Annotated in this window: 25 protein-coding genes; 14 read left to right on the top strand and 11 right to left on the bottom strand. The window is 50.1% G+C overall.

The genetic code is table 11. The features are described 5' to 3' along the window. Window positions 1-86: 86 nt before the first annotated feature. The 7 genes from phoQ to rluE all read right to left on the bottom strand — a co-directional run bounded on the left by phoQ (window position 87) and on the right by rluE (window position 6724). Window positions 87-1550, bottom strand: a complete 1464-nt coding sequence (gene phoQ / locus RYZ59_RS16535; RefSeq protein ID WP_318049499.1) for a two-component system sensor histidine kinase PhoQ — start codon at window positions 1548-1550, stop codon at window positions 87-89. Beyond that, a complete protein-coding gene (gene phoP / locus RYZ59_RS16540) occupies window positions 1550-2221 on the bottom strand; it encodes a two-component system response regulator PhoP (RefSeq protein ID WP_137382962.1) in 672 nt (223 codons plus the stop codon). Before phoP ends, phoQ begins: the two co-directional genes overlap by 1 nt. A gap of 198 nt (window positions 2222-2419) precedes the next feature. After that, entirely contained in the window at window positions 2420-3790 is a 1371-nt protein-coding gene (gene purB / locus RYZ59_RS16545) for an adenylosuccinate lyase (protein WP_137382939.1), read from the bottom strand. Window positions 3791-3793: 3 nt separating this feature from the next. Continuing rightward, window positions 3794-4435, bottom strand: a complete 642-nt coding sequence (gene hflD / locus RYZ59_RS16550) for a high frequency lysogenization protein HflD (RefSeq protein ID WP_005120991.1) — start codon at window positions 4433-4435, stop codon at window positions 3794-3796. Window positions 4436-4469: 34 nt separating this feature from the next. Beyond that, the gene (gene mnmA, locus RYZ59_RS16555; protein WP_318049496.1) at window positions 4470-5576 is read right to left on the bottom strand and encodes a tRNA 2-thiouridine(34) synthase MnmA; all 1107 of its coding nucleotides are present in this window, start codon (window positions 5574-5576) and stop codon (window positions 4470-4472) included. Between the two features lie 53 nt (window positions 5577-5629). Continuing rightward, entirely contained in the window at window positions 5630-6091 is a 462-nt protein-coding gene (locus tag RYZ59_RS16560) for an NUDIX hydrolase (protein ID WP_137382937.1), read from the bottom strand. 9 nt (window positions 6092-6100) lie between these two features. Continuing rightward, window positions 6101-6724 (bottom strand): 23S rRNA pseudouridine(2457) synthase RluE, encoded by a 624-nt coding sequence (gene rluE / locus RYZ59_RS16565; protein WP_318049492.1) that lies wholly within the window; start codon window positions 6722-6724, stop codon window positions 6101-6103. A gap of 202 nt (window positions 6725-6926) precedes the next feature. On the opposite strand from rluE, the gene icd reads away from it, so the two are divergent. The 3 genes from icd to RYZ59_RS16580 all read left to right on the top strand — a co-directional run bounded on the left by icd (window position 6927) and on the right by RYZ59_RS16580 (window position 11258). Further along, window positions 6927-8177, top strand: a complete 1251-nt coding sequence (gene icd, locus RYZ59_RS16570; protein ID WP_318049490.1) for an NADP-dependent isocitrate dehydrogenase — start codon at window positions 6927-6929, stop codon at window positions 8175-8177. Window positions 8178-8817: 640 nt separating this feature from the next. Beyond that, complete coding sequence (locus tag RYZ59_RS16575; RefSeq protein ID WP_318049488.1) at window positions 8818-9312, top strand: molybdopterin-dependent oxidoreductase; 495 nt, start codon at window positions 8818-8820, stop codon at window positions 9310-9312. 17 nt (window positions 9313-9329) lie between these two features. After that, window positions 9330-11258, top strand: a complete 1929-nt coding sequence (locus RYZ59_RS16580) for a putative bifunctional diguanylate cyclase/phosphodiesterase (protein WP_318049486.1) — start codon at window positions 9330-9332, stop codon at window positions 11256-11258. Between the two features lie 37 nt (window positions 11259-11295). Here RYZ59_RS16580 and RYZ59_RS16585 read toward each other — a convergent pair whose 3' ends face one another. Next, window positions 11296-11538, bottom strand: a complete 243-nt coding sequence (locus tag RYZ59_RS16585) for a helix-hairpin-helix domain-containing protein (protein WP_318049484.1) — start codon at window positions 11536-11538, stop codon at window positions 11296-11298. A gap of 102 nt (window positions 11539-11640) precedes the next feature. Next, complete coding sequence (locus tag RYZ59_RS16590) at window positions 11641-13728, bottom strand: TonB-dependent receptor (protein ID WP_318049482.1); 2088 nt, start codon at window positions 13726-13728, stop codon at window positions 11641-11643. Window positions 13729-14160: 432 nt separating this feature from the next. Here RYZ59_RS16590 and RYZ59_RS16595 point away from each other — a divergent pair, with 432 nt between their 5' ends. From RYZ59_RS16595 to zinT, 7 genes are all read left to right on the top strand, one after another. Further along, window positions 14161-15747 (top strand): ABC transporter substrate-binding protein, encoded by a 1587-nt coding sequence (locus RYZ59_RS16595; RefSeq protein WP_318049480.1) that lies wholly within the window; start codon window positions 14161-14163, stop codon window positions 15745-15747. Next, window positions 15747-16721, top strand: a complete 975-nt coding sequence (locus tag RYZ59_RS16600) for an ABC transporter permease (RefSeq protein WP_202038870.1) — start codon at window positions 15747-15749, stop codon at window positions 16719-16721. Before RYZ59_RS16595 ends, RYZ59_RS16600 begins: the two co-directional genes overlap by 1 nt. Beyond that, complete coding sequence (locus RYZ59_RS16605; RefSeq protein WP_202038869.1) at window positions 16711-17523, top strand: ABC transporter permease; 813 nt, start codon at window positions 16711-16713, stop codon at window positions 17521-17523. Before RYZ59_RS16600 ends, RYZ59_RS16605 begins: the two co-directional genes overlap by 11 nt. Then, the gene (locus RYZ59_RS16610; RefSeq protein ID WP_318049476.1) at window positions 17517-18311 is read left to right on the top strand and encodes an ATP-binding cassette domain-containing protein; all 795 of its coding nucleotides are present in this window, start codon (window positions 17517-17519) and stop codon (window positions 18309-18311) included. Before RYZ59_RS16605 ends, RYZ59_RS16610 begins: the two co-directional genes overlap by 7 nt. After that, complete coding sequence (locus RYZ59_RS16615) at window positions 18295-18900, top strand: ABC transporter ATP-binding protein (protein WP_318049474.1); 606 nt, start codon at window positions 18295-18297, stop codon at window positions 18898-18900. Before RYZ59_RS16610 ends, RYZ59_RS16615 begins: the two co-directional genes overlap by 17 nt. A gap of 20 nt (window positions 18901-18920) precedes the next feature. Further along, on the top strand, window positions 18921-19436 hold the full coding sequence (locus RYZ59_RS16620; protein WP_318049472.1) for a phospholipase D family protein: 516 nt from the start codon (window positions 18921-18923) through the stop codon (window positions 19434-19436). An 83-nt stretch (window positions 19437-19519) separates the two neighbouring features. Next, on the top strand, window positions 19520-20164 hold the full coding sequence (zinT, locus tag RYZ59_RS16625) for a metal-binding protein ZinT (RefSeq protein WP_170974371.1): 645 nt from the start codon (window positions 19520-19522) through the stop codon (window positions 20162-20164). Between the two features lie 70 nt (window positions 20165-20234). On the opposite strand, the gene ycaC is transcribed toward zinT, so the two are convergent. Beyond that, window positions 20235-20861 carry an isochorismate family cysteine hydrolase YcaC gene (gene ycaC, locus RYZ59_RS16630; protein WP_318049470.1) on the bottom strand — a complete coding sequence of 209 codons (627 nt, stop codon included), beginning with the start codon at window positions 20859-20861 and terminating at the stop codon, window positions 20235-20237. A gap of 247 nt (window positions 20862-21108) precedes the next feature. On the opposite strand from ycaC, the gene leuE reads away from it, so the two are divergent. The 4 genes from leuE (at window position 21109) to RYZ59_RS16650 (ending at window position 23342) form a co-directional block, all read left to right on the top strand. Further along, entirely contained in the window at window positions 21109-21747 is a 639-nt protein-coding gene (gene leuE / locus RYZ59_RS16635) for a leucine efflux protein LeuE (protein ID WP_137382924.1), read from the top strand. Between the two features lie 174 nt (window positions 21748-21921). After that, a complete protein-coding gene (yeaR, locus tag RYZ59_RS16640) occupies window positions 21922-22284 on the top strand; it encodes a DUF1971 domain-containing protein YeaR (RefSeq protein WP_045441926.1) in 363 nt (120 codons plus the stop codon). A 3-nt stretch (window positions 22285-22287) separates the two neighbouring features. Continuing rightward, window positions 22288-22470 carry a DUF1869 domain-containing protein gene (locus RYZ59_RS16645; RefSeq protein WP_003030733.1) on the top strand — a complete coding sequence of 61 codons (183 nt, stop codon included), beginning with the start codon at window positions 22288-22290 and terminating at the stop codon, window positions 22468-22470. A gap of 227 nt (window positions 22471-22697) precedes the next feature. After that, window positions 22698-23342 carry a hypothetical protein gene (locus tag RYZ59_RS16650; protein WP_318049462.1) on the top strand — a complete coding sequence of 215 codons (645 nt, stop codon included), beginning with the start codon at window positions 22698-22700 and terminating at the stop codon, window positions 23340-23342. 55 nt (window positions 23343-23397) lie between these two features. On the opposite strand, the gene fdhF is transcribed toward RYZ59_RS16650, so the two are convergent. Beyond that, window positions 23398-25545, bottom strand: a complete 2148-nt coding sequence (fdhF, locus tag RYZ59_RS16655) for a formate dehydrogenase subunit alpha (protein WP_318049460.1) — start codon at window positions 25543-25545, stop codon at window positions 23398-23400. Between the last annotated feature and the right edge of the window lie 252 nt (window positions 25546-25797).

Here is a 25797-nt window from a genome sequence, read left to right on the forward strand (position 1 = left end):
CATCCCGCAGGCTGGTATCTGCAACCGATTATAACGGATACTTAACCGCAAGCGTGAAGTCAGTACATATTTATTACATATAAAGATTACTCGTCTTTTTGTCCCGGATGTTGGCGGCCGAAAATAACTTCCATGCGCGCCCCGCCCAGCAGACTGTCGCCAGCGATAATCTGCCCGTCATATTGCTCGGTGATCTCACGCGCGACGGCCAGGCCCACACCTTGCCCGGGGCGTAAGGTATCCACGCGCTGACCACGGTCGAACACCACTTCACGTTTACTGCGTGGAATACCGGGGCCGTCATCCTCTACCACAATGTGCAGATGATCTTCCGTTAATTGCGCTGAGATCTCGACAAATTCCAGACAATATTTACAGGCGTTATCCAGGACGTTGCCCAGCACTTCGACGAAATCGTTCTGTTCACCCACAAAGCTTGTCTCAGGTGAAATGTCGAGATTAATGTTAACCCCTTTACGCTGGTACACCTTGTTTAATGCAGAGGTCAGTTTATCCAGCAACGGTGCAACCGGATGCAGTTCCCGGCTGAGAAGGGCGCTACTGCCGCGCATGCTGGCACGATGCAGATAATAGCCAATTTGCTGTGAAATACGGCTAATTTGCTCCAGCATGACGGGTTCAGCATCGCTCACGCTCATTTTCTCATTACGCATCGAGCGTAGCGTGCTTTGCAATACAGCCAACGGTGTTTTCAGGCTGTGGGTGAGATCCGTTAACGTGGTGCGGTATTTATCGTAGCGCTCACGTTCGCTCTTTAATAAGCGGTTGAGGTTGCGCACCAGGCTGGTGAGTTCGCGCGTGGTGGCAGGATTAAGCATCTCGCGATGATGCTCCTCAAGCTCACGGACTTCGCGCGCCAGTGATTCGATAGGCCGCAGGCTCCACCAGGCTGCAACCCACAGCAGCGGGATAACCAACAGCAAATTGGCAACCAGCACATAAATAAACCAGCTCCAGACCATATATGAGCGTTTGAGCTCAATAGGAATGGTATCAACAACCACAATGGTCAGTTGTGGCATTCTGGCGGTGGCAGGGTAGATGTTTACGGCCACGGAGTGGGTCATTTCAGCGTTATCGTCATCTTCTCTGACTTCTCTTAGCTTCTGTTGCGCCGAATGATCTTCGCGTAGCAATGTGCTGGTGGCGTCGACATTGGCTTCAATCTCATGAAAACCATTTGTCTTTAGCCAGTCTGGTTCAATACGTTGTACCAGCCAGGGGACGTCGCGTTGGGCCCAGAGCAGTTTGCCGTTTTCATTATAAATCAGCGACATTGTGGGGCTTTGCATATCGAGATTTTCAGGTAGCTCGACATTGATTTTGCCATTTTCCCATTTGGCCAGTGTATAGAACAGATTACTTTCGCCACGCAGTAGACGAAATGTTGTTTTATCAAAGCTGACGCTGTAGCCAACCAAAGCCACCATGCCGTAAGCCAGCGAGAGGACCAGTACAACGCCTGCGGTTGCCAGCAGAAAGCGCAGCCGCAGTGATAACGGGAAAAAATGACGCAGTAATTTATTCATCAGCGCAGTTCAAAAAGATAACCTTGTCCACGTACCGTGGTGATCACATCATCCGGATATTGCGCCTGAATTTTTTTGCGCAGACGTCCCATTAAGACATCAATGGTGTGACTTTCTCGCAGTTCAGCATCCGGGTAGAGCTGTAACATAAGCGAATCTTTACTAACGACTTTGCCGCTATTACGGATCAGCGTTTCCATAATGGTGTATTCGAACGCCGTGAGTTTGATCACTTCATCGTTCACGGACAGTTCGCGGCGAGAAAGATCCACCTGAAATGGCGGCAGCGAGATTATCTGCGAGGCCAGACCACTATTGCGGCGCATCAGTGCCTGCATTCTTGCTGCCACTTCTTCAATGTGAAACGGTTTTGTGACGTAATCATCTGCACCGGCGCTGAGCACTTCCACTTTGTCCTGCCAGCCTTCACGGGCGGTTAATACCAGAATGGGCAATGAAACGTCATTACTGCGCCAGCGACGGATCAGTGACAGTCCGTCTTCATCGGGGAGCCCTAAATCGACGATCGCAATATCCGGCAGGTGTTCATTAAGAAAATAGTCTGCTTCCTTTGCATCTTCTGCATCATCCACCTGGTGGCCTAAATCCTGTAGCTGAACCTTAAGATGGTGGCGTAATAATGCATTATCCTCAACAACCAGTACGCGCATCATTGTTTCTCCCTAAATTCTTGGTACGAATAGTTTAACGCTGATTATGTGGCTGTGGGGATAAACATTTAATAAACCGGGGGGAATCGTTAAGGCGATAAAATTAACAAGCCGGATAGCGTTCGTGCGTATCCGGCCTGGGTATGACATCAGCGGCGGGTCGAATGAGGCGAAATCGCTATCCGGCACCTGTCCTGGTTACTTCAGTTCATCAACCATGGTGATGGCGCGGCCAATATAGTTAGCCGGTGTCATCGCTTTCAGGCGGGTTTTCTCGTCTTCCGGCAGGGCCAGACCGTCGATAAACTGCTTCATGCCCTCAGCGTCAACGCGCTTGCCACGGGTCAATTCTTTCAGCTTCTCGTACGGTTTTTCAATGCCATAGCGACGCATTACGGTTTGAATCGGCTCAGCCAGAACTTCCCAGTTGTGATCCAGTTCATCCAGCAGGTGATCGCGGTTTACTTCCAGTTTGCTCACCCCCTTCAACGTAGACTGATAGGCGATCAGCGCATAGCCGATACCCACACCCAGGTTACGCAGCACGGTAGAGTCTGTCAGGTCACGCTGCCAGCGGGAAACCGGCAGTTTGCTTGCCAGGTGCTGCAGAACCGCATTGGACAGACCCAGATTACCTTCGGAGTTTTCGAAGTCGATCGGGTTAACTTTATGCGGCATGGTGGAAGAACCAATTTCACCGGCGATGGTTTTCTGTTTGAAGTGATTCAGTGCTACATAACCCCAGACATCACGGTCGAAATCGATAAGGATTGTGTTGAAACGGGCAACACAATCAAACAGTTCGGCAATGTAGTCATGCGGTTCAATCTGTGTGGTGTACGGGTTCCACTGAATGCCCAGCGAGGTGACAAACTCTTCACTGAACTGGTGCCAGTCAACTTCTGGGTAAGCGGCGATGTGGGCATTATAGTTACCGACGGCACCGTTGATTTTACCGAGAATTTCGACCTGATTGAGCTGGCGATACTGGCGCTCCATACGGTAAGCCACGTTAGCCATTTCTTTGCCCAGTGTTGATGGGGTGGCCGGCTGACCGTGGGTACGGGAGAGCAGGGGAATGTCGCGATACTGCACGGACAAGTCTTTCACCGCATCGATCAGTTGGCGCCAGTATGGCAGGATCACTTCATCGCGCGCCGTTTTCAGCATCAGCGCGTGAGACAGGTTGTTGATGTCTTCAGAGGTGCAAGCGAAATGGATGAACTCGGAAACGGCGTGCAGCTCCGGGATATCCGCCACTTTCTCTTTCAGGAAATACTCTACTGCCTTCACATCATGGTTGGTCGTACGCTCGATGGTTTTGATACGCGCAGCATCTTCTTCATTGAAGTTAGCGACGATCGCATCAAGGAAACCGATTGCGTCGGCAGCAAAAGCAGGAACTTCCTTGATCGCTGCGTGCGCGGCCAGTTTTTGCAGCCAGCGTACTTCAACCTGTACACGGAATTTCAGCAAACCATATTCGCTGAAAATCCCGCGCAGCGCGCTGACTTTATCGCCGTAGCGTCCATCGACAGGGGAAACGGCGGTCAGTGAGGATAATTCCATAGATCACAACTCCGGGGTTAAATGAGCAAGAATTTGTTTTGCCTGAGTCGTCAGGCGATTACGAGAAAACATGAGTTGCAGACGGCCTCCACCAACCTGATGCCAGAGCACGGCAGCGCGAATGCCAGCCAGAAGTGATGCGCGTACCTTAGCCTGAACCTGCGGGCTCTGGAGGATGGCCGGAGAACCCGTAACCTGAATACGCGGGCCGAGTGGGCTGATGACGTCAACATAGATACCAGCCATCGCACTCATCAACGTTTCTGACTGCAAATCAAAATGGTCCAACTGGCGCTGCAAGCCGTTGATACGGTCTCCCAGCGTGTCCATAGCGCCTTTGGCTGCTGATAGCTTACGCTCCAGCACCATCAGGCTTAACGTGTAGCGGGTGAGTTCTGCATTCAGTCCCTGACGACTGCTGGCATTAAGCACGCCGAGCAGTGTTTCAAGGCCAAGGCGCAGATTGGCTTCACTGCCGCCGAACACGCCCAGCGTAGAGCTGGGGTTCATATCGATGACACTGTTCAGTGAAACGTGTAGTGCATCGGCATCACAATGCCCCTGGTGCGCCAGTTCTTGTACCAGGCGTGCCGACTGGCAAATACCTGCCAGGGCGAGGGTGATGTCATAATAATTCTTTGCCACGTTCACTGCTTCCTTGTATCAAATGTGTAAATAATTATACCGGCAGAGGCAGGCGCTGCTCGATAATGCCGCCGCCGAGGCACATTTCACCGTTGTAAAAGACCGCCGACTGACCCGGTGTTACCGCCGCGACGGGTTCGTCAAAAATCACTTCAATACGTTCAGCATCCAGTGCTTTAACGGTGCACGGAATGTCGGTTTGACGATAGCGGGTTTTCACTGTGCAGCGCAGGGTGCCGGTGAACGGTTGACGGTCGACCCAATGTAATTGCTGTGCAATCAGGCCAACGGACATCAGGCGCGGGTGTTCATGACCCTGAGCCACAACCAGAATATTGTTCTCAACGTCTTTATCCACGACATACCATGGATCTTCGGTACCTTCTTTTGTTCCGCCAATACCCAGACCTTTACGCTGGCCCAGGGTGTGATACATCAGCCCCTGGTGCTGGCCAATTTCTTCACCGTCAACGGTAATGATCTTGCCGGGTTGTGCCGGCAGGTAACGACCGAGGAACTCGCGGAATTTACGCTCGCCGATAAAGCAAATACCGGTGGAGTCTTTTTTCTTCGCAGTAACCAGACCCAGATCTTCGGCAATTTTACGCACCTGCGGTTTTTCAAGTTCACCCACCGGGAACAGGCTTTGCGCGATTTGCTCATGGCCGAGCGTATAGAGGAAATAACTCTGGTCTTTATTGCCATCGAGCCCACGCAGCAGGCGGCTCTTGCCGTCGACATCCGCGCGACGCACGTAGTGACCGGTGGCGATGTAATCGGCACCTAAATCTTCGGCGGCAAACTCAAGGAAGGCTTTAAACTTAATTTCTTTATTGCACAGAATATCCGGGTTCGGCGTACGGCCCGCTTTGTACTCTTCAAGGAACAGTTCAAAGACGTTGTCCCAGTATTCTGCGGCAAAGTTGACGGTATGCAGTTCAATGTCGAGTTTGTCACAAACAGCCTGCGCATCCGCAAGATCGGCGGCCGCTGTACAGTATTCCTCACCATCGTCCTCTTCCCAGTTCTTCATGAACAGGCCTTCTACCTGATAACCCTGTTGTTGCAACAGCCAGGCAGAAACGGAGGAATCGACACCGCCGGACATGCCGACGATCACTTTTTTTTGGCTTTCAGACATAGGAATACTCACGACATTGAACTTCAAGGCGGCATATTCTAGCACGCAGCCCTTTACTTGACACCCTCTGTAAACGGCCAGTTAAATTCGCCGATCATTGCGAGTGGATAACGCTGTCCGCTTTGATAACAACGAATACTCTCGGCAACCAGCGGCGAACGCAGGTTTGGCGCAGAGAAGATCTCTTGCGCACTGACCCAACGACAGCAATCTATATCGTCGTCATGAGGTTCAGTAGCGCACATATTGGCAAGCTCAATAGAAAACAGAAAACGTAAAAAGGGTGTTCTGTCTGGGGCAATCCATTGATGCATTCGGATGAAGTGTTGTGGTTGCGCTTTGATCCCGGTTTCTTCCCACAGCTCGCGTGCCGCGGCTTGTATCAGGGTTTCATCGGCTTCCAGGTGTCCGGCGGGTTGATTCCACAACGCTTTGCCGTTGATGGTTTCCTCAACGACTAAAAACTTATCTTCTGCATGCACAATGCAGGCAACGGTGACGTGCGGTTTAAACATACCTGTTCCTTATACAGTTGCATCCCGCCATTGACCATTAGCGAGATTATCCAGCGTGTAATTCCCCATTGCATAACGAATTAACCGCAGCGTAGGAAATCCAACATGTGCTGTCATACGACGAACCTGGCGATTGCGGCCTTCATATAAGGTCACTTTTAACCAACGGGTAGGGATATTTTTCCGTTCCCGAATAGGCGGGTTTCTCGGCCATAGCCATGCGGGTTCTTCTACCACTTCGATACCAGCAGGCAGTGTGGGGCCATCGTTCAGCGTTACGCCAGTGCGCAGAGCGTCCAGCGCTTCGGGGGTTGGCTCACCTTCCACCTGGACATAATAGATTTTCCCCGTACGTTTGCCGGGTTGCGTCAACCGCGCCTGCAGCGCGCCGTCATTGGTCAGCACCAGAAGTCCTTCGCTGTCGCGGTCAAGACGACCAGCAGCATAGACACCCTGAACAGGAATAAAATCTTTTAACGTTTTGCGTCCTGCTTCGTCAGTAAATTGTGGCAAAACATCGTATGGTTTATTGAACAAAACCACCCGTTTTGGCTGGTTTTCTTTACGCTGTTTAGTGACTTGTCGTGAGCTGAATCGCTCAACCCGGTGATTTTTAAAAGAAGTTTTTTGCATGGTATTTTCAGATTATATCAATTGCCGCATTATAGCCTAAGAACGAGTGTCTTTCATGGCGGCGAACAATAGGGTAGTATTGACACGCTCATTACAAATCATTAACAAAAAGTTGCTCTAACGCATCCGTGTAGCAGGACGCAAATGCACATGCAGCGTGATGACAGACGAGCAGAACCAGAAGCGCTCGAAGGAGAGGTGAATGGAAAGCAAAGTAGTTGTTCCGGCGGAAGGTAAGAAGATCACCCTGCAAAACGGCAAACTCAACGTTCCTGAAAATCCGATTATCCCGTTCATTGAAGGCGACGGTATCGGCGTTGATGTAACCCCACCGATGATCAAAGTTGTCGATGCTGCTGTCGAGAAAGCCTATAAAGGCGAGCGTAAAATCTCCTGGATGGAAATCTACACCGGTGAGAAATCCACTCAGGTTTATGGCCAGGACGTCTGGCTGCCTGCTGAAACCCTGGATCTTATTCGTGAATATCGTGTTGCCATCAAAGGCCCACTGACCACCCCAGTTGGCGGCGGTATTCGCTCTCTGAACGTTGCGCTGCGTCAGGAACTTGACCTGTACGTTTGCCTGCGTCCGGTTCGTTATTACCAGGGCACCCCAAGCCCGGTTAAACATCCTGAACTGACCGATATGGTCATCTTCCGTGAAAACTCAGAAGATATCTATGCAGGTATTGAGTGGAAAGCGGACTCCGCTGATGCTGAGAAAGTGATTAAATTCCTGCGCGAAGAGATGGGCGTGAAGAAAATCCGCTTCCCGGAACATTGCGGTATCGGTATCAAGCCGTGTTCCGAAGAAGGGACCAAGCGTCTGGTTCGTGCAGCAATTGAGTACGCCATCGCTAACGATCGTGATTCTGTTACCCTGGTTCATAAAGGTAACATTATGAAATTCACCGAAGGCGCGTTCAAAGACTGGGGTTATCAGTTGGCGCGTGAAGAATTCGGTGGTGAACTGATCGATGGCGGTCCGTGGGTTAAAATCAAGAACCCGAAAACCGGTAAAGAGATCGTGGTTAAGGACGTTATCGCCGATGCGTTCCTGCAACAGATCCTGCTGCGTCCCGCTGAGTACGACGTTATCGCTTGTATGAACCTGAACGGTGACTACATCTCCGATGCGCTGGCTGCACAGGTTGGTGGTATTGGTATCGCACCGGGAGCCAACATTGGTGACGAATGTGCACTGTTCGAAGCCACCCACGGTACGGCACCGAAGTACGCAGGTCAGGATAAAGTGAACCCAGGTTCCATCATCTTGTCTGCAGAAATGATGCTGCGCCACATGGGTTGGGTTGAAGCGGCTGACCTGATTGTTAAAGGTATGGAAGGCGCGATTAACACGAAAACCGTAACCTATGACTTCGAACGTCTGATGAACGGCGCTAAGCTGCTGAAATGTTCAGAGTTTGGTGACGTGATCATCGAAAACATGTAATCCAGATTCTGGGTTGTATGAGAACGGGAGCCGGGTGGTTCCCGTTTCTTTAATGGAACTCGACGGCGATTAAAACCGCTTTAAACCTGCTGTGGCTCGGGGCGAATATAGGGGGCACTGCGCCAGATTTGTGTTTTGTACCCTCATGGTATTTGTGATGAGTGTTGGCGAACACAAATTGATACTTACGTCTGGCCTGTGCTGTAAGTTCAATGGGGCGGTTCTTGCCAGGTTATCTCGACCCGACACGCCATCGTATTTTTTATGGATAATCAGCAAAACCAGACCCTGGTGATTCATTGCCCCGCACTCATTCGATGAGGGGGGCGAAACCCTCGGTTGTAAAAACAATATCCTGCCGTTGCCTGAAAAAATAGACCTTTATATTTGTGCGTGTTTATTTTTACCGCCTAAACAGGTGGCTTATTTTTTGTACGGTGATGACGAAATTTACTGTGTCTCAAATAACAGCAATGGCTTTTTTAAACAATATCAAAAAATAAATTTAGATTAACTCCTTGATTTTAAAGGGGTAAAATGTGGATGGGTTTACAGTATCAATAATCGCTGGGTAGCATGTGTAAATAGCATAATAACTAAATTATAATTCTCTTACATTCGATAGATTGGTGAGGTTAGAATGCGGTTAATTGTCATGTTGTTAAGCTTTGTCGTCACTACCCAGGTCTGGGCTGGTGAACTTTCCAAACCTGTCGGTAAAGTCCTTTTAACCGTGTCCGGTAATATAGAAAATACCAATGAAGACGGGAAAGCCGTTTTTGATATCGCCAGTCTCGAGAAACTGGGCTCGGTAAGTTTCCAGACCACCTCTCCCTGGTATAATGGACGCACTACCTTTACGGGTATCTCGCTGCAAAAGCTCATGGATTATGTCGGGGCAAACGGTTCTGTTGTTAAGGTTACTGCGCTCAATGACTACACCACCGTTATCCCACTCAGTGATTTCAAAAAATATAATGTTATTCTTGCGCTAAAAATCAACGGAGAATATATGCGCATCCGTGATAAAGGCCCGCTATTCATCGTGTATCCCTATGACAGTATTCCTGAACTGAATAATCAGATCTTTTATTCAAGGTCAGCATGGCAGGTCAGCTCAATGAAAATTGAGTAGGGGTTCAGAGGACCATCATGAACAGAATACTGGCTGGCATTATATTCTTCCTTTTTATATCTACCGGATATATATCTTTCCTTGTGCACGAAAGACAACAAGAGCTACAGAAACTGACCCACTACGCCGACTCATGGTCTGCTGTTCAAATGGTATCAGAATATTACCGATTTGAATCGTGGCTTGGTCTCTACATTAGTGATGATACGATGACGCTTGATGCTGTACGCCTGCGTCTCGACATTATGCTCAGCCAGAGCGATTTAATAAAAGAAGGTGATTTAGGACATTATATAGAAAGTAATCCAGCGCATTATGAACTGGCTATACAGCTTGAGAAAATGCTTAATTATCTGGATGTTCATCTTGAGAAAATGAACCGTTCAGAACTCAAGACATATTTGAAAGAAATGCATGCGCTTGATGCACCGCTAGCCCATCTTTCATCCGGTGCATTAGATAAAGATGTTAGCTCGATTAATAATACAAATACGAATATTCAAACCCTGTATTATATATATTCGGCGACTTCAGTGTTGCTTATAATATTGAGTGCGATACTGGGGATTCTGATTTTTTTCCAGAACAGAAATATTTTGAGAGCACATCTCCAGGTTAAGTGCCTTGCTGAGGAACTTCAGGAATCTAAAGAAAAACTGCAGATCCAGAATGCAAAACTGGAGTATGACGTCTATCACGACTCGCTCACCGAAATGAATAATCGCCAGTTGTTCTGGGGGGATTTAAGTAAAACCATCGCGATGGCAGAAAAAAACAATGACTCTGTGACGGTGATGTTGTTTGATTTAGATCGATTCAAAGAGGTAAATGATACGTATGGCCATGACGCCGGCGATATGTTGTTACGTCAGATATCCCATCGTTTGATTTCTATGAGCCAGGGTTCAGATACGCTATATCGCTTAGGCGGCGATGAGTTTGCGTTTCTTTCGAGCGGTCTGACAGAGAGTCGTGCCGTTTCCCGAGCCCAAAAAATATGTGATTTTATCAACCAGCCCTACACTATTTATAACGCAATTATAAATATAACCACTTGTGTTGGTATTGTTATCTCAGAAACTGAACGCCGTTCCGACTATCTTTATAAATTTGCCGACCTGGCGCTTTATGAAGCGAAAAATGAAGGCTCGGGTAAAATAAAAGTCTTCCGGCAGCGGATGTTAGAAAAGCTGCAAGAAAGCAGAACGCTTGAGCATGATATGGCAATGGCCATAGTGAATAAAGAATTCGTGGTTTATTATCAGCCTATTGTCGATTCTTTCAGCCAGGAAATTTACAGCTATGAAGCTCTTATTCGTTGGATACATCCGCTAAAAGGACTTCTGTCGCCGGATAGTTTTATTCCTGTTGCTGAAAAAACAGGCATGATTAACGAGATGGGAAAATCTGTGCTTGAAATTGCTTGCCGGGAAGCTGCTTCCTGGGTGATACCGGTTAAAATTTCAGTCAATGTTTCACCTGTCCAGCTAAGCAGCAAGGCCTTTGCCGGAATTGTGCTGTCCATTCTGAAAGAAACCGGACTTCCGGCAGACCGTCTCGAACTGGAAGTGACGGAATCCTCTCTCTTTACCGAGAGCAATACGCCGATGAATACACTTAACAAGCTCAGAGCCCTGGGGGTAAAAATTTCCATCGATGATTTTGGTACCGGCTACTCTTCTCTTTCGCGACTGAGCCGGCTTGCCTTCGATAAAATCAAAATAGACAAGTCGTTTGTGCATTCGATATCTACCCAGGAAGACGCCCTTAATATCATCAGGCTTATTACGGGTATGGCGAAATCGCTGAATATGAAAGCTGTTGCAGAAGGTGTCGAAACAGAGGAACAGCTGGCGAGTCTTCAGGCTCTGGGCTGCGATTTTGCGCAAGGGTATCTGTTTGGTAAACCGCAGCCGGGTATCAATGGGAAAATCAGAAACGGTTAAATCGCGCCCGTTCCTCGTGCCCTGGTGATACGCTAAATCAGCGTAACGACGACGCACTTGCCAGCGCTAAGACGTTGGCAATTGCCGCTTTCGCTTGCGGGCTGTTTTTCCAGCACGTCGAGCCGACCATAGACGCCGCTTGCTGGGTAATCTCGTCGACAGTAGAGTTGTTGAGATCGGCAAGCGAGTGGAAACCAAGTTGCTCAAGCCGCTCGATGACTTTGGGGCCAACGCCTTTTAATGACAGAAGTGCCTGACGCTCAGTGCCTGAAAAGGGCATTGTCTCTCCTTACGTATGCGCAATACTGACAATCCGCTTACGAAAATACGCTGATAGCGGCCAGGCTATCAGTTATAGCCTGGCCAACAGAGGTAAGCAAAACTAGAACTGGTAGTTTAACGATACCCAGTAGTTACGGCCCGGGTTGACGTATCCGGTCGTGGATTGTGCCGTCTGATAGTAGTCGCCGGCATAAGTACTATTGCGGCCAACCTGATACAGTGTGACATCACTAAAGTCTTTATCCAGCACGTTGTTCACCGCCGTATTCAGCGTCAGTTCTTTGGTCAGCTTATAAGACATCCCCATGTCCAGAACGGTCCAGGCTTTTAAATCTGCGCCTTTATCGTCATACACCGCCTTCTGGACGGCGCTGAGGTTGTCGTAATTCTCCGTATAGCGTGGAGCCTTACCGCGGTAGCGAGCGCTCAGCCAGGCGTTCATATCTTCCGTTGCCTGCCAGTTCAGACGGGCGTTCGCCATGTGTTTCGGGGTATAACTCAGCGGCGCGCCTTTATTCTCGCCATCTTTTTGCTTGCTCTGGGTATAGGTGTAGTTGAGAGATAAACTCAGCGAGTCCGACCACAGCGGGAATGTACTGGCAAACTCGATACCATCGGTTCTTGCTTTACCGCTATTGGTGTAGCTGTTGGTATTATCATCGATAGAATACGAAACGATTTTATTTTTGTATTCAGTATAGAAACCCGTGACGTTGGCGTTCAGCCCAGCGTCATTCTCATAGTAAAGCCCGGTTTCGTAACTGGTACTTTCTTCAGGTTTAAGGTTCGGGTTCCCGACGGTATTGACCGTTCCCTGTGCCGTCACGCCGCTGATGCCGTTATGAAGCTGGCTGAGCGATGGCGCTTTATAGCCCGTTGTGACACCGCCTTTGAGGGTCCACTCGTCGGATACGTCCCAGACCATGTAGGCGCGTGGGCTGAGGTGCCCGCCAAAGACGTCGTTATGTTCATAGCGTGTCCCCACGGTTAAGGCCAGAGAATCGAGGATATGCCATTCATCTTCAGCATAGGCCGACCATGTTTTCTGGTGGAATGTCTCGCCGGTATTGGCCAGCACGACACCGTCTTTCATGCGGGCATCCCAGTATTCCCCCCCGAGAGTCAACAGGTGCGAGTCACCTAACGGCGTCAGCAGCATGGAATCCAGAATAACGTTGGTGTTCTTCAGTTCACGCGCGTCGCCAACCCGGTTCGCGTTCTCTGGTGTCAGTGCCGAGGAGACCAGCTGGCGGCCTTTGTTCTCCGTTTCATTCCAGCCCACAGAGGACTTCCAGGTCCCAAATGTTAATGCGGTATCGTGGCCGAGCGTCACTTTGTTACGTTCATAACGCAGCGTCTTATCATATCCGCCGGTCAGATTGCCAAGCTGTCCATCATCGTTATCGTAGCGTTGTCTGGCAGAATCGAGATCCAGCCACAAGGTATTGCTGTCGCTGGTTTTCCAGTCCAGACGAGTACCGATATTGTAATTCTCGGATTCCGTAGGATACGGCACGCGGGTGGAAGAGGTATCACTCAGCGAAGTGACACTGGAGCCTTGACGCTGCGTGGTGCTGCCGCGAACCTGCATATCCAGTACACCTGCGATCAATGGGCCGCTTGACCAGAAGTTGGCGACTGTGCTGTTACCCCATTTATTACTTTCTTGCAGGTTAACGCCGGTATTAATGGACGTGCTCCATTTATCGGTGCTCTTTTTGGTGATGATATTGACGACGCCGCCAATGGCATCGGAACCGTATAACGTCGACATCGGGCCGCGGATCACTTCAATATGGTCGATTGCCGCCAGTGGAGGCATAAAGCTGGTGTTCATGGCCGAAAAGCCGTTCGGTGTCACGTCGCTGCTACCATTTTGACGGATACCGTCAATCAGGAGCAGGGTATAGCTGGCGGGCATGCCACGGATGCTAATTTCCAGACCGCCGGTTTTACCCGTGCTGCTTTCGACATCCACACCTTCCACAGAACGCAGCGCTTCACCTAAATCGTTATATTTATTGGTTTGTAACTCTTGCTGTGAAATAACGGAAACGCTGGCAGCCGCGTTGGTGATCTTTTTTTCGTAACCCGAAGCGGTTACTACCATCACGTCTTCAGCGAAGACAAAGGGGCTGGTAAACCCTATACAGGACAGAACGACAGAGGCAACAGGTTTTAAACGCATAGTCAAACTTCCTTTGTTAAAAATTCAAAGGCAGTAAGATAATTGATGGAAATGATAATACAAATAATTATCATTATATATTTACATAACTTGTCACTTACTGTGTCTTTCTTTAATAAATATACATAAATTGTCATGAATTTGAGGTAGGTAAAAACCGAAACTGGTGAATAGTTTTCCCTGCAACTATTGCTTCTTATTTAATATAAAGCCGAATAAATACGGTGATTTTGCTTAGCCGCTTCAGCGAAGTGAAAGGTGAAAGCGCAGGGTATTAGAAAGTCGTATGATGTTTTTTAAAAATCGTCATACTTTTCTGCGCTGTATCATTTTTTTCGGTATGACTGTCCGCCATAATCCCTTCCCCAGGAGACCGTCTAACGTAAATTGTTCGTTAAACGAGATAAAAATAACGTAAATCTGGATAAGAGAATGATTAAAGGCAAGCTGGCACTGCTGACGTGCGTACTGACTCTCGCATTAACCTCGCCACTCCTCGCTGCGCAAAATGCAGACGAAGGCCAGACGTTAAAACTGGCCATTGGACCCGAGCCGACGGAGGGATTTGACCCAATGTTGGGCTGGAGCCATGGCAGCTATCTGCTGTTGCATGCGCCTGTGTTAAAGCAAAATGCGGATATGAGCTGGGGAAACCTGCTGACGGAAAAAGTGGTGACCAGTGCCGACGGCAAAACCTGGACGCTGACGCTTAAGCCCGATCTCAAATTCTCTGATGGTTCACCGTTAACGGCTGAAGATGTGGTCTTCACCTATAACAAAGCCGCAAAAAGTGGTGGAAAAATTGACATGGGGAATTTCACCCATGCCCGCGTGATAGACAACCGCACGGCAGAAATTACGCTTAGCCATCCGCAGAGCACTTTTGTGAACGTGCTCGGTTCGTTAGGTATTGTTCCGGCAAAACAGTATGACGAAAAAACATTTGCCAAAAATCCGATTGGCGCAGGTCCTTACCGCCTGGTGAGCTTTCAACCGGGGCAGCAACTGATCGTGGAAGCAAACCCGTGGTATGCCGGAAAGAAGAATGATTTCAACCGGTTAGTATTTGTATTCCTCGATGAGGATAACGCATACGCTGCAGCGCGTAGTGGTCAACTGGGACTGGTACGTATTGCGCCGTCGATGGCGGTAGCACCGGCACAACAGAATTTAAAACTGTGGGTTCGCGACAGTGTAGAAAACCGCGGTATTGTTTTCCCAATGGTTCCGGCTGGGAAGAAAGATGCTAATGGTTATCCGGTTGGGAACGATATTACAGCTGATATTGCTATCAGGCGTGCGATCAATTACGCCATTGACCGTAAGCAACTTGCCGGGCAGGTTATGGAAGGTCATGCAATCCCCGCGTATAGCGCGGTTCAGGGATTGCCATGGCAGGGGACTTCGGTGGCATTCAAAGATGGTGACGCTGAAAAAGCCCGCACGATTCTGGATCAGGCAGGCTGGAAAGTGGGCAAAGACGGTGTACGGGTGAAAGACGGTAAAGAGGCGCGTCTGACGTTGTGGTATGCCAGCGGCGACAGTACCCGTCGTGATTTAGCCGAGGCCGTGCGCGCCATGCTGGAGCCGGTAGGCATTGCAGTGTCGCTACAGTCGGGTAGCTGGGAAACCGTTGAACGCCATATGCATGCGAATCCTACGCTGTTCGGCTGGGGGAGTCTGGACCCGATGGAGCTTTTCCATCACTACAGCGGGCAGGCGGCAGGTGTGGAGTATTACAACCCGGGCTACTACAGCAATCCGGTGGTCGAGCAACATCTCAAGCAGGCCATTGATGCACCAGACTGGCAAAAAGCGTTGCCTTTCTGGCAACAGGTTGAGTGGGATGGTAAACAAGGCGCAGGCGTACAAGGAGATGCCGCATGGGCATGGCTGCTGAATATTCAGCACACCTATCTGGCGAATCCGTGCATTGATCTGGGCAAAGGTGCACCGGAAATTCACGGTAGCTGGTCATTGCTCAACAATCTTGATGAATGGACCTGGACCTGCCGTTGATGAAGTCTGTTTTAGGCCATGTATTCCGGCTGATAGTGTTGTTAGTGCTGGTCGCGGCTGGCACTTTCATCTTGCTCAGCTTTTCGCCGGTCGATCCAATTCGGGCCTATATTGGCAACGATTTGCTGCATGTTCCGCCGGAGCAATATGCACGTATTGCTGCGCGTTGGGGCCTGGATCAACCACTGTGGGAGCGTTTTTTCCACTGGTTCTTACGCGTACTACAGGGCGATCTTGGTTACTCAATGTTGTTTAATGCCCCGGTTGCCAGCGTGATTAAGGAGCGGTTTGCGACCTCGTTTGCGCTGCTGAGCGGTGCGTGGTTGGTTTCCGGTTTATTGGGCACGACAATGGGGTTTGTTGCCGGTCGCTACCTGAACCGTTGGCCGGATAAAGCCATCTGCCGACTTAGCTATCTGCTTTCTTCCTTACCGACCTTTTGGATAGGCATGCTGCTGTTGGCGGTATTTGCCGTGCGCTGGCCGCTGTTCCCGGTCTGTTGTGCGTGGGAACCGGGAAATAGCAGCGATATGGCAACGCTGACAGAACGTCTGCGCCATCTGGTTCTCCCTGTTTGCGCACTCAGCCTGCTGGGGCTGGGGCAAATTACGCTGCACACGCGGGAAAGTATCGCCAGCGTGATGAAAAGCGAATTTGTCCGCTTTGCGCGTTCGCAGGGTGACAAGGGGTGGTCGCTGTTGCGTCACCAGGTTCTGCGACACGCCATTACGCCAGCGCTATGTCTACAGTTTGCCTCGTTGGGCGAACTGTTGGGCGGTGCGTTGCTGGCTGAAAAGGTTTTTGCCTATCCGGGGCTGGGGCAGGCTACCATCGATGCCGGATTACGTGGCGACCTGCCGTTACTGATGGGGATTGTCTTGTTCAGTACCGTACTGGTGTTTATGGGTAACTCTCTCTCTGCTTGGTTTGTCCATGTTCTGAATCGTGCGCTGGAGCGACCCGATGCTCTATAATCCGACGCCGACGCTTGTTCGTCTTCTGCTGTCCGTGAGCGGCCTGTTATTTATTGCAGTATATGGCGCGGCCACGCTGGATAATCCGTTGAACGTGAATCTTCTTGCCCGTCATCTCCCGCCTGATGCGCTGTACTGGTTCGGTACCGACAATCTGGGGCGCGACCTGTGGGTTCGTTGCTTTCAGGGGGCGCTAACCAGCCTGCAAATCGGTATTGGCGCGGCCCTGTGCAGCGGATTCATTGCGTTACTGATGGCGGCGATTTCTCGTTTGCATCCACGCCTGGATGTCGTTATGCGTCTGATCACTGATGCGATGCTGTCCATGCCGCACCTGCTGCTGCTGATTTTGATCTGTTTTACGTTAGGCGGCGGGAAAAGCGGGGTGATTATGGCCGTTGCGCTCACACACTGGCCGCGGCTGGCATTGATTTTACGTGCTGAAGCAGAACGCGTGGCCCACAGTGATTATCTGACACTCACCTGGCGACTGGGACATGGCCACTTTTACTGCTGGCGGCATCACTATTTACCCGCACTATTGCCCCAGTGGCTGACAGGAACGTTGCTGATGTTCCCTCATGCGGTATTGCACAGTGCCGCGTTAAGTTTTCTTGGCTTCGGGCTGGCACCCCACGAACCTTCGCTGGGACTGTTGCTGGCAGATGCGCTGCGGTTTATCAGTCATGGCGACTGGTGGCTGGTGCTGTTTCCAGGGCTGATGCTATTTCTCCTTGTGATGCTATTTGATCAACTTGCCCGGGCGGTACAGCGTTTATGGTTGAGAGGTGATACATGTTGAGTTTGCGGCAGATTTCGCTGGAAGTGGCGCGTTATCGCTGGTACGGCGCAAAAAAATGGTCCTCGTTGCTGCAGGATGTCACCTTTGATGTTGCGCCGGGCCAGATGGTGGCGTTAGTGGGGGGCAGCGGTGAAGGTAAGAGCCTGCTGCTGCAATGCCTACTCGATCTGTTGCCGGAAAATTTGCGCTTTCATGGTAACATCACCCTTGATGGAAAAATGCTGGATAACAATGACATCAGGGCATGCCGTGGCAATACGTTTAGTTATGTTCCGCAGGGTGTGCAGGCGCTGAATCCGCTGCTGTCTATTGAAAAGCATTTACGAAGAGCCAGCCAGCTTTCCGGTCAGGCGTGGAATGTAGGGCAAATTGAACGCTTGCTTGAACGTCATCATCTGGAAACCACCGTGTTAGAGGCTTTCCCGCGTCAGCTTTCGGGAGGGATGGCCAAACGCATTCTGGCGTGTCATGCCGCGCTCAGCCAGGCGCGTTATATTCTTGCCGATGAGATTACCGCCTGGCTTGATGCGCCTCTGGCAAATCAACTGCTGGAACAGCTACGCGGCCTGTGCGAGCAGGGCGCGGGCGTTTTATGGGTGACACATGATCTCACTCTGGCTGCACGTCACGCAGATCGCATTGTCGCGCTACATCACGGAACGGTGTCGGATAATGTCAGCCGGGAACAGCTTTTGCGCGGTGAAATTAGTGAACATCTGCAACGGCAATGGCAAGCGCTGCCCGAAAGAAATCAACTTTTTGGAGAGCGGTATGCTGTGCTGTCGTAATGTGTTCATTCGCCAGGGAGGTAAAATACTGTGGCAAAATCTCTCGTTCTCGCTTTCCCCAGGGGAACGTATTGGGATTTGCGCACCCAGTGGAACCGGAAAAACAACGCTGGGACGTGTGCTTGCGGGGTGGCAAAAGCCGACATCCGGCGAGGTTCTGGTTGATGACCAACCGTTGCCGCGCCATCAATATTGCCCGGTACAGCTCGTGCCGCAGCATCCGGAATTAACCTTTAACCCCAGACGGAGTACCGGTGATGCGGTTCATGATGCCTGGTGGCCAGATGCAGAAACGCTTGCCCGACTGCATATTAAGCCGGAATGGCTAACGCGTCGTCCCGGACAACTTTCGGGCGGTGAGCTGGCGCGAATTGCCATACTGCGGGCGCTCGACCCGCGAACGCGTTTTCTGATTGCCGATGAAATAACTGCGCAGCTCGATCCCTCTATCCAACGGGATATCTGGGCGCTGCTGCTTGAAGAGTGTCAGCGCCGTCCGTTAGGTATGCTGATTATCAGCCATCAACAGGCATTGCTTGATCAGATTTGCCCGCGAACGCTACTCTGTCCGGATAACTCCTCAGATTAAACCACTCACTGGTCAATAACATGAAGATAAAATCGATGGTTATGGTCGCGACCCTGTTGTGGGCCGCGGTGCCGATAGCAAATGCCTCTGTTCAGGTAGGTTTTTCACCGGAAGGTTCGGCGCGGGGCTTAGTTCTCGATACCATTCATCATGCGCGGCACACCATCGACGTGATGGCGTATTCCTTTCAGTCTGCGGATATTGTTCAGGCGCTGGTAGATGCAGAAAAAAGAGGCGTTGTTGTCCGGGCAGTGATCGATAAAAAACGTAATCAGGGGAAAGTCAGTCAGCAAGCGATCGCGTTTGCGACGGCCAACGGTATCGCTATCGAGTTGGATGATCACTATCACATACAGCACGACAAGACCATGATTGTTGATGGCGACACGCTGGAGACCGGTTCGTTTAATTTTGCCAAATCCGCCGAATTTGCGAATTCTGAAAACGTGTTGGTAATCCGTGGAGAGCCTGACGTTGTGGCGCAGTACCAGGCCCATTTTGACAGCCGTTGGAAAATTGCCCGCCAGCATGGTTGAGTGACGCAAAACAATATTGATTAAACCGTAATGTTATATTATAACATTTCACTCGCAAATGATTTGAGGGTGAAATTTTGGCTATGCATGTGGAAAAATTGGCAGTCGCTCTGGGGATGCTTTTTGTTAGTAGTCAGGTACTGGCGCATGGTCACCATTCCCATGGTGCACCAATGACCGAAATAGAACAAAAGGCGGCTGAAGGCGTTTTTGATGACAAAAATGTGCAGAACCGTACGCTAGCCGACTGGGATGGCATGTGGCAGTCTGTCTATCCGTATCTGGTGAGTGGCGAACTGGAGCCGGTATTCAAAAAGAAAGCGGAGAAAGACAAGAGCAAAACGGCAGAGCAGATTAAAGCCTATTACCGTAAGGGTTACGCGACCGATGTTGACACTATTGGTATTGAAAACGGCGTAATGGAGTTTCATACCGGTAAAAAGGTGGCAGCGTGTAAGTATGACTATGCCGGATATAAAATTTTGAACTATACGTCAGGTAAGAAAGGTGTGCGTTACCTGTTCGAGTGTAAAGACGCTGGCAGCGACGCGCCGAAATACGTGCAATTCAGCGATCACATTATTGCGCCACGTAAGTCGAGCCACTTCCATATCTTTATGGGGAATACCTCGCAGGCTGCCCTGCTTGAAGAGATGGATAACTGGCCAACCTATTACCCGTATCAGCTTAAGGGCGAAGAGGTGGTGGATGAAATGTTGCACCACTAATCCCGACTGAAACTGTTCAATGAAACCCGCCGATGTTGGCGGGTTTCTGTGTATTACACTGACAGGAACATTATTTCCCGGATGTCAGCGTGTTGTAGCTGGTCATCAGGTTGCGATAGTCAGGAATATGGTTGGAGAACAACGTTCCCAGCCCTTCAATATCGTTGCGCCAGTCACGGTGTAACTCACAGGCCAGACCGAACCACGTCATTAATTGTACGCCGGCAGATGACATACGATTCCACGCGGAATCACGGGTCAGCGGATTAAACGTACCGGATGCATCGGTGACCACAAACACGTCGAAACCGGCTTCAATGGCAGAAAGCGCAGGGGATGCGACGCAGACTTCGGTTACCACCCCGGCGATAATTAGCTGCTTTTTGCCTGTTGCTTTGATCGCGTTAACAAAATCTTCGTTATCCCAGGCATTAATCTGGCCAGGACGTGCGATGTAAGGGGCATCCGGGAACAGTTCTTTCAGCTCAGGAACCAATGGACCGTTAGGACCGGTTTCAAAGCTGGTGGTCAGAATCGTCGGGAGTTTGAAATACTTCGCCAGATCGCCTAATGCCAGAACGTTGTTTTTAAACTTGTCTGGATCGATATCACGGACCAGTGAAAGCAAACCCGTTTGGTGATCGACCAGTAGTACGGCAGCCTGATCTTTATCAAGACGTTTATAAGCAATAGTCATTTTTCTTTCTCCATGTGATGAGAGGGTGCCTTGCGGGCTGAATCTACTGATAAACATTAGTGGCTAAACGGGGCATTGGGTAGGCGCAAAAGTGGGTTTCATCGTTGCAAATCTGGAACGAATAATGCTGTTGCAACCGGACTGAAACAGAATGCTATATTCTAAAGCTTCTCTTTCCATCCCCTGGCGCATTCGTTAGCATATTGTCTCGCAGCAAGTGCATGTGTTTTTTCAGGAAGAGGTTAACGTGTTCGCAGAGTATGGAGTTCTGAATTACTGGACGTATCTGGTGGGGGCTATTTTTATCGTGCTGGTTCCGGGGCCAAATACGATATTTGTGCTGAAGAACAGCGTCGGTCGTGGAGTGAAGGGTGGTTATCTGGCAGCAAGCGGTGTGTTTATCGGTGATGCCGTATTGATGTTTCTGGCCTATGCCGGCGTAGCTGCGCTTATCAAAACGACGCCCGTATTGTTCAATATCGTTCGTTATCTCGGCGCGTTTTATCTGCTGTATCTCGGTGCGAAGATCCTGTATGCCACACTGAAATCGAAGGCCAGCGATGCGGCGCCAGACGAAGTTCCGTTTGGCGCGATTTTCAAACGTGCATTAATTCTGAGTCTGACGAATCCTAAAGCCATTCTGTTTTATGTTTCGTTTTTCGTACAGTTTATTGATGTCAACGCGACTCACTCAGGGTTGTCGTTCTTTATTTTGGCGATGACGCTTGAAATAGTGAGCTTTTTCTATCTGAGCTTCCTTATTTTCTCCGGTGCGTTTGTGACACAGTATATTCGTACGAAGAAAAAACTGGCTAAAGTTGGGAATTCCCTCATTGGCTTGATCTTTGTCGGTTTTGCCGCGCGTCTGGCGACGCTTCAGTCGTAACGCTATTGGCCCGCTGTTGACGGCGGGCTTTCAGTATTAAGCTGTTTCCTTCATCGAAAGATGGGATGGTTATAACCAATAAATGGTATTTTAAATATATATTTTGAGGCGTACCCTGTTCATAGCAGCGATTCAGTAAGACTCGCTGGTTGTCGACTGGAAAAGGGAAGAAAAATGCTTCAAATTCCACAAAATCATATTCATACACGCTCAACGCCGTTCTGGAACAAAGAAACTGCACCTGCCGGAATTTTCGAACGCCACCTTGATAAGGGTACCCGTGCCGGGGTTTATCCTCGACTTTCTGTGATGCAGGGGGCGGTCAAATATCTCGGATTTGCAGATGAACACAGCCCGGAACCTGAAGAGGTGATGATTATTGAAGCCGGTCAGTTCGGCGTTTTTCCACCGGAGAAATGGCATAACATCGAAGTGATGACCGACGACACCTATTTTAATATCGACTTTTTCGTGGCGCCCGAAGTGTTGATGGAGAGCGCAAATCAACGAAAAGTTGTGCGTACCGGCAAGGAGTAAATCATGGGTAAAGCAACCTACACCGTTACAGTCACCAATAATAGCAATGGCGTGTCTGTCGATTATGAAACTGAAGCGCCGATGACGCTGTTGATTCCGGATGTGGCCGCTGAAGTGGTTAAAGACCTGGTCAATACGGTTCGTTCATACGATACCGAGAATGAGCACGAAGTCTGCGGCTGGTAGGGTTTTCATCTCTGCTATTGCTTGATTGCATTCATTTTAAAATTAAAACCGCATCGCGCCGTCAACGCGCGATGCGGTTTTTTTATTCATGAAGCATAGTTTTTGCGTTCATTTTCTGTAAAAAAGTTTTCTTAAGAAAACCTTAAGAAGATCGCATAGATTGCTAATGGCGTAAAATTCGCTGGGGTTATGATCGGCTGTCTTTCATTTAACAGAACATCGTGCTTATGAAACTTGATACCCGATTAACATTCCCAACACTCCTGCTGGGGCTGGTCACTGCGGTGATCCCGTTTACTGCCAACTTGAATCTCCCCTTGTTAAACGGCGGCGTCGTCAGATGGATTGAAAATGGTCAGGCGCTTTGGTTGTTTTTTGGTGCCGTGTTTACTTTCTGCTACATCCGGCCTTTTTCGCGTCCTGATGGCGAGAAGCAATTTTGGCTGTGGGCCGCGCTGTGGTGGTTAGTTTTGCTGGGACGAAGCACCAGTTGGGGGCGCGATTATTTTCCCGATCAGCCCAGGTTGTTATTCAGGGCTATCTCTGTTGTATTAATTGCCATGATTATCTTGCCGGTAGTGATTTCAGCGAACCTGCGCCGGGAGATCGTCAATCGCTTGCGCAATGAGCCGATACCGCTCTGGTTGTTGGCGATCACCAGCTGTGCATTTTTGATCTCCGACACGGTCGAGCACCATCGTCTGCTGGCTCCCGTCTTTCTTCACAACGCACAATATGGCGATCTGATTGAAGAACTGTACGAATTGCCGTTTATGGTTGGGCTATTTCTGATGAGTTTTAACTTTATGGCGCGGGATAAGCAGGCAGAAGATATGGCTATTGGGTTTAACGATCCGCAGTTGGCGAAGTAACGCAATGGCATTTGCCTGAGCCTGGAGGTACGACTCAGGCAAATGTGCAGGTTACTTACGCGATAGCCTCACACAGACGTGATTTCATCTCGCTGTAAGATTTCGCGGCATAGTTCTCCGCCCAACCTTGATCGGTGATGTGCTCAACATTGACGGCGCAATATTTGGTTTCCGGGGTTTTCGAGATGGGGTCCAGATTATCCTGGGTCAACTCATTACAGGCGCCAATCCACCATTGATAGGTCATGTACACGGTTCCGGGATTGATGCGTTCAGAGACATCAGCCCGACTGATAACCTTGCCACGACGCGAGCTCACCCAAACCAGATCGCGATGACGGATACCGAGGTTTTCCGCATCACGCGTACTGATCTGAACATAGCCCGGCTCATCGGCCAGGGCCTGCAATGCTGCACAGTTGCCGGTCATCGAGCGGCACGAATAGTGGCCGACTTCGCGCACGGTGCATAACACCATTGGGTACTTTTCATCAGGTACTTCTGCAGGAGCATGCCACTGTGCGGCAAACAATTTACCTTTGCCATTGGCGGTATCAAACTGGCTGTGTGCATACAGATAGGGCGTGCCTGGGTGATCAAGCTCCGGACATGGCCACTGAATGTGGCCCATATCACCCATTTTTTCGTAAGTCACGCCGTAGAAGAGCGGGCATAGCTCGCGCATCTCATCCCAGATTTGCTGGTTATTTTGATACTGCATCGGATAGCCCATTGCGGTGGCCAGCAGACTGATGATTTCCCAGTCGCGTTTGACATCCCCTGTAGGTTCAATCGCCTGTTCAAACCGCTGGAATCCGCGGTCGGCGCAGGTAAAGACGCCGCCGTGTTCGCCCCACGATGTTGCGGGCAGGAGAACGTCGGCCATTTCTGCCGTCTTGGTCATGAAGATGTCTTGTACCACGATAAAATCGAGCGCGTTAAAGCCTTCACGGACCAGGCCCAGATCGGCCTCGGTTTGCAGCGGATCTTCACCCATGATGTAGTAGGCTTTGACTTTACCTTCGATGGCCAGATGGGGGACTTCGGTGATCCGGGTGCCGACCTTATCATCCATCAGATTGACGTCAATACCCCAGGCGTTGGCAAACTTCTCTCTCACGGCGAAATCGGTAACGTCCTGATAGCCCGGGAACTGGTTCGGCAGTACGCCCATATCACACGCGCCCTGCACGTTATTTTGACCGCGCACCGGGCCAACGCCGACATTAGGACGCCCCAGGTTTCCGGTCAGCAATGCCAGGCTCGACAGACCACGAACCACGTCAACCGCCTGGCCAAACTGGGTCACGCCCATTCCCCACATCACGGTTGCCGAGGGGGCGGAAGCGAAAGTACGCATCGCCTGACGAACCTGCTGTGCAGGCACACCCGTTAAATGTTCAACGGCTTCGGGCGCGTAATCCTTGACGGTTTCCCAGTAAGTTTCGAGGCCTTCGGCATGTTTTTGCACATACTCGCGATCATAAAGCTGCTCTTCGATAAGCACATGGCCAAACGCGTTGACCAGCGCCATGTTACACCCGTTTTTCAACTGCAGATGCTGGTCTGCAATTCGGGCCGTTTCAATGCGGCGGGGATCGCAGACAATGATTTTTGCCCCGTTCTGGCGAGCTTTGATCACCCGGCGTGCCACAATCGGGTGGGAATCGGCGCAATTATAGCCAAAGATGAGCAGGCATTTTGAGTTTTCAATGTCGCTAATTGAGTTACTCATCGCACCATTGCCCAGCGTTTCCTGCAGCCCGGCGACGGATGGACCGTGGCAGACGCGGGCGCAGCAATCGACATTGTTGGTGTTGAGTACGCCACGTGCGAATTTTTGCATCACGTAGTTGGTCTCATTCCCGGTTCCACGAGATGAACCCGTCGTCATGATGGCGCGAGGGCCATAGGCATTTTTGATCTCGGATAAGCGTTTTGCGGTGTAGCGGATGGCTTCATCCCAACTGACGGGAGTGAATTTCCCACCTTTTTCATAGCGGATCATTGGTCGGGTCAGACGGGGAGTCAAAAGGCGAGTGTCGTTCAGAAAGTCCCAGCCATAGTAGCCTTTCAGACATAGCTGGTTTTGGTTCGTTACACCCTCAGCGGCTTCAGCGCGGATGATTTTGTTATTTTCAACAACAAGCTTGAGCTTGCACCCGGCCCCACAGTATGGGCAAACACTGGTGATTTTTTTCATCAATAACAGACCTGTTAAATGCTGAAATAGCGCGAATTGTAGACGGAGTCTCGCGAGAGTGCTCGCGGACTACGATTTGTCGTAGCGACGGGCTGTTAAAGCATAAACTGTGCCAGAATTGAAAATTCAGCAATGGCGGGGAGCGAAAGCAAAAATAGCAGAATAATGACTGACGATTTGACACTAATGACGATAAACGTCAGTAAATATCACCGTTTTTGCGAGGTTTAACCTCATGAAACATCAGATAAA

This window comes from Citrobacter sp. HN-141, from assembly GCF_033341895.1.
In the GTDB taxonomy this organism is placed as follows: Bacteria; Pseudomonadota; Gammaproteobacteria; order Enterobacterales; family Enterobacteriaceae; genus Citrobacter.